This window comes from Streptomyces litmocidini (assembly GCF_014649755.1).
GTDB lineage: Bacteria > Actinomycetota > Actinomycetes > Streptomycetales > Streptomycetaceae > Streptomyces > Streptomyces litmocidini.
Window position 1 is genome coordinate 171,839 of the sequence record NZ_BMTQ01000016.1, and the last position, 9,405, is coordinate 181,243.

General features: G+C 70.0%; 8 protein-coding genes. 6 read left to right on the plus strand and 2 right to left on the minus strand.

What is annotated here, in order from left to right:
- Nucleotides 1-191: 191 nt before the first annotated feature.
- The 4 genes from IE180_RS28835 to IE180_RS28850 are packed head-to-tail and all read left to right on the plus strand — an operon-like array spanning nt 192 to nt 5,026.
- Nucleotides 192-2,411, plus strand: a complete 2,220-nt coding sequence (locus IE180_RS28835) for a polyribonucleotide nucleotidyltransferase (protein WP_190159888.1) — start codon at nt 192-194, stop codon at nt 2,409-2,411.
- Nucleotides 2,408-3,787 carry a M16 family metallopeptidase gene (locus IE180_RS28840; RefSeq protein ID WP_190159889.1) on the plus strand — a complete coding sequence of 460 codons (1,380 nt, stop codon included), beginning with the start codon at nt 2,408-2,410 and terminating at the stop codon, nt 3,785-3,787. The genes IE180_RS28835 and IE180_RS28840 overlap by 4 nt, the downstream gene beginning before the upstream one ends.
- Nucleotides 3,788-3,815: 28 nt before the next feature.
- Nucleotides 3,816-4,568, plus strand: coding sequence for a 4-hydroxy-tetrahydrodipicolinate reductase (gene dapB / locus IE180_RS28845; protein WP_190159890.1), 753 nt, complete (start codon nt 3,816-3,818; stop codon nt 4,566-4,568).
- Nucleotides 4,569-4,573: 5 nt separating this feature from the next.
- The gene (locus tag IE180_RS28850) at nt 4,574-5,026 is read left to right on the plus strand and encodes a hypothetical protein (RefSeq protein ID WP_190159891.1); all 453 of its coding nucleotides are present in this window, start codon (nt 4,574-4,576) and stop codon (nt 5,024-5,026) included.
- 220 nt (nt 5,027-5,246) lie between these two features.
- Here the strand turns inward: IE180_RS28850 and IE180_RS28855 are convergent, their stop codons facing one another.
- Nucleotides 5,247-5,792: an SCO5741 family PH domain-containing membrane protein gene (locus IE180_RS28855; protein WP_190159892.1), complete on the minus strand. Its 546-nt coding sequence runs from the start codon at nt 5,790-5,792 to the stop codon at nt 5,247-5,249.
- A 54-nt stretch (nt 5,793-5,846) separates the two neighbouring features.
- Nucleotides 5,847-6,086 (minus strand): hypothetical protein, encoded by a 240-nt coding sequence (locus IE180_RS28860; RefSeq protein WP_190159893.1) that lies wholly within the window; start codon nt 6,084-6,086, stop codon nt 5,847-5,849.
- A gap of 338 nt (nt 6,087-6,424) precedes the next feature.
- Here IE180_RS28860 and dapA point away from each other — a divergent pair, with 338 nt between their 5' ends.
- Both dapA and IE180_RS28870 read left to right on the plus strand, forming a co-directional pair.
- A complete protein-coding gene (gene dapA, locus IE180_RS28865; protein WP_123455700.1) occupies nt 6,425-7,324 on the plus strand; it encodes a 4-hydroxy-tetrahydrodipicolinate synthase in 900 nt (299 codons plus the stop codon).
- 120 nt (nt 7,325-7,444) lie between these two features.
- A complete protein-coding gene (locus tag IE180_RS28870; RefSeq protein WP_190159894.1) occupies nt 7,445-9,130 on the plus strand; it encodes a ribonuclease J in 1,686 nt (561 codons plus the stop codon).
- The last annotated feature ends 275 nt before the right edge of the window (nt 9,131-9,405 follow it).

The following is a 9,405-nucleotide window of genomic DNA, read 5'->3' on the forward strand; positions in this document are numbered from 1 at the left end:
CCCCATACGACGAGCGTGAAGCCGCCGGCCAGCCGCCGGTCCTCGGTAGTGGCCCCCGGAAACGAACATCCGGGTGCTTCGATCGAAGACCGGCCCGCCCTCCGAGTGCGCGCTTCTCCGCCGCCGTCGCACACCGTCCCCGGCCACACGGGCCGAAGGACGCAAAGACGAACACGTAGGAGAAACCCATAGTGGAGAACGAGACCCACTACGCCGAGGCCGTCATCGACAACGGCGCCTTCGGAACCCGCACCATCCGCTTCGAGACCGGCCGTCTGGCCAAGCAGGCCGCCGGCTCCGCCGTCGCCTACCTGGACGACGACACGATGGTCCTCTCCGCGACCACCGCCTCGAAGCGCCCCAAGGACCAGCTCGACTTCTTCCCCCTGACGGTGGACGTCGAGGAGCGGATGTACGCGGCCGGCAAGATCCCCGGCTCCTTCTTCCGCCGTGAGGGCCGCCCCTCCGAGGACGCCGTCCTCACCTGCCGCCTGATCGACCGCCCGCTGCGCCCCTCCTTCAAGAAGGGCCTGCGCAACGAGATCCAGATCGTCGAGACGATCATGGCGCTCAACCCCGACCACCTGTACGACGTGGTCGCCATCAACGCCGCCTCCTGCTCCACGCAGCTGGCCGGCCTGCCCTTCTCCGGCCCGATCGGCGGCACCCGCGTCGCCCTGATCAAGGGCCAGTGGGTCGCCTTCCCGACGCACACCGAGCTCGAGGACGCCGTCTTCGACATGGTCGTCGCCGGTCGCGTCCTCGAGGACGGCGACGTCGCGATCATGATGGTCGAGGCCGAGGCCACCGAGAAGACCATCCAGCTGGTCAAGGACGGCGCCGAGGCGCCGACCGAGGAGGTCGTCGCCGCCGGTCTCGAGGCCGCGAAGCCCTTCATCAAGGTCCTCTGCAAGGCCCAGTCGGACCTCGCCGCCAAGGCCGCCAAGCCCACCGGCGAGTTCCCCGTCTTCCTGGACTACCAGGACGACGTCCTGGAGGCGCTCACCGCCGCCGTCAAGGACGAGCTCGCCCAGGCGCTCACCATCGCCGGCAAGCAGGAGCGCGAGACCGAGCTCGACCGCATCAAGGAGATCGCCGCCGAGAAGCTCCTCCCGGCCTTCGAGGGCCGCGAGAAGGAGATCTCCGGTGCCTACCGCGCGCTGACCAAGAAGCTGGTCCGCGAGCGGATCATCAAGGACAAGGTCCGCATCGACGGCCGCGGCATCACGGACATCCGTACGCTCGCCGCCGAGGTCGAGGCCATCCCGCGCGTGCACGGCTCGGCGCTGTTCGAGCGTGGGGAGACCCAGATCCTGGGCGTCACCACCCTCAACATGCTCCGCATGGAGCAGCAGCTGGACACCCTCTCCCCGGTGACCCGCAAGCGCTACATGCACAACTACAACTTCCCGCCGTACTCCGTCGGCGAGACCGGCCGCGTGGGCTCGCCCAAGCGCCGCGAGATCGGCCACGGCGCCCTCGCCGAGCGCGCCCTCGTGCCGGTCCTCCCGACCCGCGAGGAGTTCCCCTACGCGATCCGCCAGGTGTCCGAGGCCCTCGGCTCCAACGGCTCGACGTCCATGGGCTCGGTCTGCGCCTCCACCATGTCGCTGCTGAACGCCGGTGTGCCGCTGAAGGCCCCCGTCGCCGGCATCGCCATGGGCCTGATCTCCGAGGAGATCGACGGCCAGACGCACTACGTCGCCCTCACCGACATCCTCGGTGCGGAGGACGCCTTCGGCGACATGGACTTCAAGGTCGCCGGCACGAAGGAGTTCGTCACCGCCCTCCAGCTCGACACCAAGCTGGACGGCATCCCGGCCTCCGTCCTGGCCGCGGCCCTCAAGCAGGCCCGCGACGCCCGCCTCCACATCCTCGACGTGATGATGGAAGCGATCGACACGCCGGACGAGATGTCCCCGAACGCCCCGCGGATCATCACCGTCAAGATCCCCGTGGACAAGATCGGCGAGGTCATCGGCCCCAAGGGCAAGATGATCAACCAGATCCAGGAGGACACCGGCGCCGAGATCACGATCGAGGACGACGGCACCATCTACATCGGTGCCGCCCAGGGCTCGCAGGCCGAGGCCGCCCGCGCCACGATCAACGGCATCGCCAACCCGACCATGCCGGAGGTCGGCGAGCGCTACCTGGGTACGGTCGTCAAGACCACCACCTTCGGTGCCTTCGTCTCCCTGATGCCCGGCAAGGACGGCCTGCTGCACATCTCGCAGATCCGCAAGCTCGCCGGTGGCAAGCGCGTGGAGAACGTCGAGGACGTGCTCGCGATCGGCGCGAAGGTCCAGGTCGAGATCGCCGAGATCGACCAGCGCGGCAAGCTCTCCCTCGTCCCCGTCATGGCCGACGAGGACGCCGCCGAGGGTGACAAGGACGACGCCGCCAAGTGACGTCCCGTAGTTCCCGCGCGACGGCCCGCCCCTCTTCGGAGGGGCGGGCCGTCGCCCGTACCCAAACGCTTCTCCCGGGCAAGGACGGCATCGGCACGGTCCGGCGCACGACCCTCCCCGGGGGCCTGAGGATCGTCACCGAGACCCTCCCCTCCGTGCGCTCCGCCACCTTCGGCATCTGGGCGCACGTGGGCTCCCGCGACGAGACCCCCACGCTCAACGGCGCGACCCACTACCTGGAGCACCTCCTCTTCAAGGGCACCCACCAGCGGTCCGCCCTCGACATCTCCGCCGCGCTCGACGCGGTCGGCGGCGAGATGAACGCCTTCACGGCGAAGGAGTACACCTGCTACTACGCCCGGGTCCTCGACACCGACCTGCCGCTGGCGATCGACGTCGTCTGCGACATGCTCACCGACTCGCTCATCCTCGACGAGGACGTGGACGCCGAGCGCGGCGTCATCCTCGAGGAGATCGCGATGACCGAGGACGACCCGGGTGACGTCGTGCACGACCTGTTCGCGCAGACGATGTTCGGCGACACCCCCCTGGGCCGCCCGGTCCTCGGCACCGTCGACACGATCAACGCGCTCGGCCGCGGTCAGATCGCCCGCTTCTACAAGAAGCACTACGATCCGACCCACCTGGTCGTCGCCTGCGCGGGCAACGTCGACCACGCCACGGTGGTGCGCCAGGTCCGCCGCGCCTTCGAGAGGGCCGGCGCCCTCGGCCGCACCGACGCCGTCCCCGTCGGCCCCCGCGAGGGCGTCCGGACCATCCGCACGGCGGGCCGCGTCGAGCTCCTGAACCGCAAGACCGAGCAGGCCCACGTGGTCCTCGGCATGCCGGGCCTGGCCCGCACCGACGAGCGCCGCTGGGCCCTGGGCGTGCTGAACACCGCCCTCGGCGGCGGCATGTCCTCCCGCCTCTTCCAGGAGGTCCGGGAGAAGCGCGGCCTGGCCTACAGCGTGTACTCGTACACCTCGGGCTTCGCCGACTGCGGCCTCTTCGGGGTGTACGCGGGCTGCCGGCCCGGCCAGGTCCACGACGTCCTGAAGATCTGCCGCGACGAGCTCGGCAAGGTCGCTTCGGACGGCCTCACGGACGAGGAGATCACCCGCGCCGTGGGCCAGCTCTCCGGCTCGACCGTGCTCGGCCTGGAGGACACCGGCGCGCTGATGAACCGCATCGGCAAGAGCGAGCTGTGCTGGGGCACCCAGATGTCGGTCGACGACATGCTCTCCCGGATCGCGGCGGTCACCCCGGACGAGGTCCGCGAGGTCGCCCGCGATGTACTGGAGCAGCGGCCCTCCCTGTCGGTGATCGGCCCGCTGAAGGACAAGCAGGCGGACCGCCTCCACCGAGCGGTCTCCTGATACCGAGCCCTAAGGAAGTTTCAGAGCAATGAGCAAGCTGCGTGTGGCGGTCCTCGGAGCCAAGGGCCGCATCGGCTCCGAGGCGGTCAAGGCCGTCGAGGCCGCCGGGGACATGGAACTGGTCGCGGCCCTGGGCCGCGGCGACGGCCTGGAGGCGCTCACCGAGGCGGGCGCCCAGGTCGTCATCGAGCTGACCACCCCGGACTCGGTCATGGAGAACCTCGACTTCTGCGTGCGTCACGGCATCCACGCGGTCGTCGGCACCACCGGCTGGACCGAGGACCGCCTCGCGCAGCTGAACAGCTGGCTCGCCGCCTCCCCGGAGACCGGCGTCCTCATCGCCCCGAACTTCTCCATCGGAGCGGTCCTCACCATGAAGTTCGCGCAGATCGCGGCCCCGTACTTCGAGTCGGTCGAGGTCGTCGAGCTGCACCACCCGAACAAGGTGGACGCCCCCTCCGGCACGGCCACCCGCACCGCCCAGCTGATCGCCGAGGCCCGGTCGAAGGCAGGCTGCGCCCCGCAGCCCGACGCCACGACCACCGCCCTGGACGGCGCGCGCGGGGCGGACGTCGACGGGGTGCCCGTGCACGCGGTACGCCTCCGGGGCCTGCTGGCCCACCAGGAGGTGCTGCTCGGCGGCGAGGGCGAGACCCTCACCGTCCGCCACGACTCCCTGCACCACTCCAGCTTCATGCCGGGCATCCTCCTCGGCGCCCGCCGCGTGACCACGACTCCGGGCCTCACCTTCGGCCTGGAGCACTTCCTGGACCTGGGCTGACGGTCATGGGCGGAAAGATCACGTACGTCTTCCTGGCCACCGTCCTCGTCCTCGTCTTCGGCGTGGTGGGGATGGAGGGCGTCCTGCTGCTCCTCACGGGCGAGCCGGCCGCCATGGGCATGGGAGCGGTGGCGTTCCTGCTGCCCGTCGTGGGCGGCTGGTTCCTCTGGAAGAACACCCGGTTCGCGCGCCAGGCGGGCCGCCTCGCCTCCGAGCTGGAGGCCGAGGGCGGCCTGCCCGTCGACGAGCTGAAGCGCACGCAGGGCGGCCGGATCGACCGGGACTCGGCCGACGAGGTCTTCGCCCTGCGCAAGGCCGAGACGGAGGACTCACCCGAGGACTGGCGCTGCTGGTTCCGGCTCGCGGTGGCCTACCACGACGCCCGGGACACCCCGCGGGCCCGCAAGGCGATGCAGCGGGCCATCGCGCTCCACGAGGGGCGTCCGGTCAGCGCGTAGCACCCCGGGCCCGTCCTGGCGATGATCCACGGCGACGAGGAGGTCGCGGCCCGCGCGGGCTTCCCGGCCCGCGCGGGCCGCCTTCTTCCACGGCCGGGGCATCGGCCGGACCGGACGGGTCCCGACCGACGACGCCGGGGCCTGCCGCGAGGGCCCGGCCCGGAAGGCGGCCCTTGCCGACCTCCACACCCGCGACGACCACCGCCGCGGGTCGATGCACCTAGGCCGTGCCGTACTCGGCGTTCCAGGCCTCGACCGTGTCGGCCGCCCGGTCGAAGGCCTCGACACGGGAGAGGAAGTCGGCGTTGTGGTCGGTGAGCAGCAGCAGCTGCTCACCACCCCGCCGGTCGAGCACCAGGGCCTGGCCCTGCACCGTGCGGGGGAGCCCCAGCCAGCGCACCGGCTGCTGGACGGTCCGCAGGGACGCCACCTTCGCCCAGGGGACGGTGACGGTGGAGAAGAAGCCCACGCGCCGCACGCCGGCGCGGCTCACCCAGGCGCCCACGCGCAGCATCCGCAGGGCGGCCGCGATGACGAGCACGGCGACGCCGAACGTGGCGCACGCGCCGCCGAAGGCACCGGCGAAGGCGATGACCACGGCGGCGAGCAGGACGAAGGACGCGAGCAGCAGCGCGAGCGCCGCCGCCCCCACCCGCCACGACCCGGGCCGGTACGGACGTCGCCACTGGTCGTGGTCGTCGAACGGCAGGGCGACGTGGTCGGTCGTGTCAAAAGCACGGTCGGCCGTCAGGAAGGGCAGGGGCACGACAGGTCCTCACTCACAAGCACGCTCGAAGGGGCGATGCCCGGTGAGGCTACCTCAGCGGTTGTCGGAGGCCTCGGACTGCTGCTGACGAGCGGCCGAGTCACCCGACTGGAGCGAGGGCATCCCCAGGACGAGGGATCCGACGAGGCCGGCCACGACGGTCAGCCCGAGCAGGGTGCGGCCCACGATCTGCGAGGCGCGGAGGCGCTCCCGGGGCGGTGGAGTGACGTTACTGCGGAAGTGGTCGGCCTCCGCGACGAACGCGAACGGTACGGCCTCTCGCCGGCGGAACATCAGAGCCACTCTCCTTCTTCGTCGTCATGCGTCACAGGTACAGACGACGGAACGGACGTTTTGGTGCCCTTTTTTCATCAAAGCGGCCGAATCTCATCCTCCGGTAGGACGTCACGGATGTGTGGAGATCGGGCGGGCCGCCCGACCGTCCGGCCCTACAGGCACACATGTCCGAACGCACGATAGGAAGTGTCCGTATTGCGACGTTTCGAGAAGTTCATCTAGGCTGATCAAACGGACCCGGCGCTGCCTGAACCCCCGAGCAGGCAGCGCCGGGCTCCCTTTCTCCCGTCCCCCTCCGGGACACCCGGTGCTGAGCAGCGAGTAGCGTGTTACCCATGGCTCCGATCTCCACTCCGCAGACCCCCTTCGGGCGGGTCCTCACCGCCATGGTCACGCCCTTCACGGCGGACGGCGCACTCGACCTCGACGGTGCCCAGCGACTCGCCACCCACCTGGTGGACGCAGGCAACGACGGCCTCGTCATCAACGGCACCACCGGCGAGTCCCCGACCACCAGCGACGCGGAGAAATCGGAGCTCGTACGAGCGGTGCTGGAGGCGGTCGGCGACCGCGCCCACGTCGTCGCCGGCATCGGCACCAACGACACCCACCACTCCGTCGAACTGGCCCGCACCGCCGAGCGCGACGGCGCCCACGGCCTCCTCGCCGTGACCCCTTACTACAACAAGCCCCCGCAGGAGGGCCTGTACCGGCACTTCTCGGCCATCGCCGACGCCACCGGCCTCCCCGTGATGCTGTACGACATCCCCGGCCGCAGCGGCGTCCCGATCGACACCGAGACGATCGTCCGCCTCGCCGAGCACCCGCGCATCGTCGCCAACAAGGACGCCAAGGGCGACCTCGGCCGCGCCAGCTGGGCCATCGCCCGCTCCGGCCTCGCCTGGTACTCCGGCGACGACATGCTCAACCTGCCGCTGCTCTCCGTCGGCGCCTGCGGCTTCGTCTCCGTCGTCGGCCACCTCGTCACCCCGGAGCTCCGCGCCCTCCTCGACGCCCACCTCGGCGGCGAGGTCCAGAAGGCCACCGAGATCCACCAGAAGCTGCTGCCGGTCTACACCGGCATGTTCCGCACCCAGGGCGTCATGACCACCAAGGCCGCCCTCGCCCTCCAGGGCCTCCCGGCCGGACCGCTGCGCCTCCCGCTCGTCGAGCTCTCCGCACAGGAGACCGAGCAGCTCAAGGTCGACCTGGCCGCCGGCGGGGTAGAACTCTGACAACGAACTTCACAACTGAACACGGTCTCGAACAACTGAACACCGACAACAGCAAGTGCACGATTGTCATGCGCGCCACGTGCCCGACCGGTACGTGGCGCGCATGGTGAGGAGAGTCTTTTGAGTCATCCGCATCCTGAGCTCGGCGCCCCGCCGAAGCTGCCCAAGGGCGGCCTGCGCGTCATCCCGCTCGGCGGCCTCGGCGAGATCGGCCGCAACATGACGGTCTTCGAGTTCGACGGCCGGCTTCTGATCGTCGACTGCGGCGTCCTCTTCCCCGAGGAGGAGCAGCCCGGCGTCGACCTGATCCTGCCCGACTTCACCATCATCCGGGACCGCCTCGACGACATCGAGGGCATCGTGCTCACGCACGGGCACGAGGACCACATCGGTGCCGTCCCCTACCTGCTCCGGCTGAAGCCGGACATCCCGCTCATCGGCTCCAAGCTGACCCTCGCCCTGATCGAGGCGAAGCTCCAGGAGCACCGCATCCGCCCCTACACCCTCGAGGTGAAGGAGGGCGACCGCGAGACCCTGGGCCCCTTCGACTGCGAGTTCATCGCCGTCAACCACTCCATCCCGGACGCCCTGGCCGTCGCCGTCCGCACCCCCGCGGGCATGGTCGTCGCCACCGGCGACTTCAAGATGGACCAGCTCCCGATGGACGGCCGCCTCACCGACCTCCACGCGTTCGCGCGGCTCAGCGAGGAGGGCATCGACCTCCTCCTGTCCGACTCGACGAACGCCGAGGTCCCGGGCTTCGTCCCGCCGGAGCGGGACATCTCCAACGTCCTGCGGAACGTCTTCGCGAACGCCCCGAAGCGCATCATCGTGGCCAGCTTCGCCAGCCACGTGCACCGCATCCAGCAGATCATCGACGCCGCCCACGAGTACGGCCGTCGCGTCGCCTTCGTGGGCCGCTCGATGGTCCGGAACATGGGCATCGCCCGTGACCTGGGCTACCTCCGCGTCCCGGCCGGTCTCGTCGTGGACGTGAAGACCCTCGACGACCTGCCGGACGACGAGGTCGTGCTGGTCTGCACGGGCTCCCAGGGCGAGCCCATGGCGGCCCTGTCCCGCATGGCCAACCGCGACCACCAGATCCGCATCGTCCCCGGCGACACGGTGATCCTCGCGTCCTCCCTCATCCCGGGCAACGAGAACGCGGTCTACCGCGTGATCAACGGCCTGACCCGATGGGGCGCGAACGTGGTCCACAAGGGCAACGCCAAGGTCCACGTCTCGGGCCACGCCTCGGCCGGCGAGCTGCTGTACTTCTACAACATCTGCAAGCCGAAGAACCTCATGCCGGTCCACGGCGAATGGCGCCACCTGCGCGCCAACGCCGAGCTCGGCGCGATGACGGGCATCCCCAAGGACCACATCGTCATCGCCGAGGACGGCGTCGTCGTCGACCTGGTCGACGGCCGCGCCCGCATCACCGGCAAGGTCCAGGCGGGTTACGTGTACGTGGACGGCCTCTCGGTCGGCGACGTCACCGAGACCTCCCTCAAGGACCGCCGCATCCTCGGCGAGGAGGGCATCATCTCGGTCTTCGTCGTCGTCGACTCGTCGACCGGCAAGATCGTGGGCGGCCCGCACGTCCACGCCCGGGGCTCCGGCATCGACGACTCCGCCTTCGACGCGGTGGTCCCGAAGATCGACCAGGCGCTCAACAAGTCGGCCCAGGACGGTGTGGTCGAACCCCACCAGCTCCAGCAGCTGATCCGCCGCTCCGTCGGCAAGTGGGTCTCCGACACCTACCGCCGGCGACCGATGATCCTCCCGGTCGTCGTCGAGGTCTGAGACGCCTGACCAGCGCAACAGCGGAGCGGGGCCCCTCGATTTGCATCGAGGGGCCCCGCTCCAGTACGTTTACGGCTCCGCCAGATCGGGAAGTACCCGGCGCCGCTGTGCGCCCGGAGGACGAACCGGGAGGCGGGAAATTCCGACTCAGAACTTCTGATAAAGTCGGAACGCGCCGGAAGGCCTCGAAGAAAACAAATTCGGGACCGGAAAGCGCCGAGGAAATCGGATCGGAAAGATCTGATAGAGTCGGAAACGAAGGAAGCGCCCGGAGG

Excerpts from the sequence above, each read along its gene's own strand:
- IE180_RS28860 (WP_190159893.1), bottom strand. The coding sequence starts at position 6,086 with ATGTTCCGCCGGCGAGAGGCCGTACCGTTCGCGTTCGTCGCGGAGGCC.
- dapB (WP_190159890.1), top strand. The coding sequence starts at position 3,816 with ATGAGCAAGCTGCGTGTGGCGGTCCTCGGAGCCAAGGGCCGCATCGGC.
- IE180_RS28850 (WP_190159891.1), top strand. The coding sequence starts at position 4,574 with ATGGGCGGAAAGATCACGTACGTCTTCCTGGCCACCGTCCTCGTCCTC.
- dapA (WP_123455700.1), top strand. The coding sequence starts at position 6,425 with ATGGCTCCGATCTCCACTCCGCAGACCCCCTTCGGGCGGGTCCTCACC.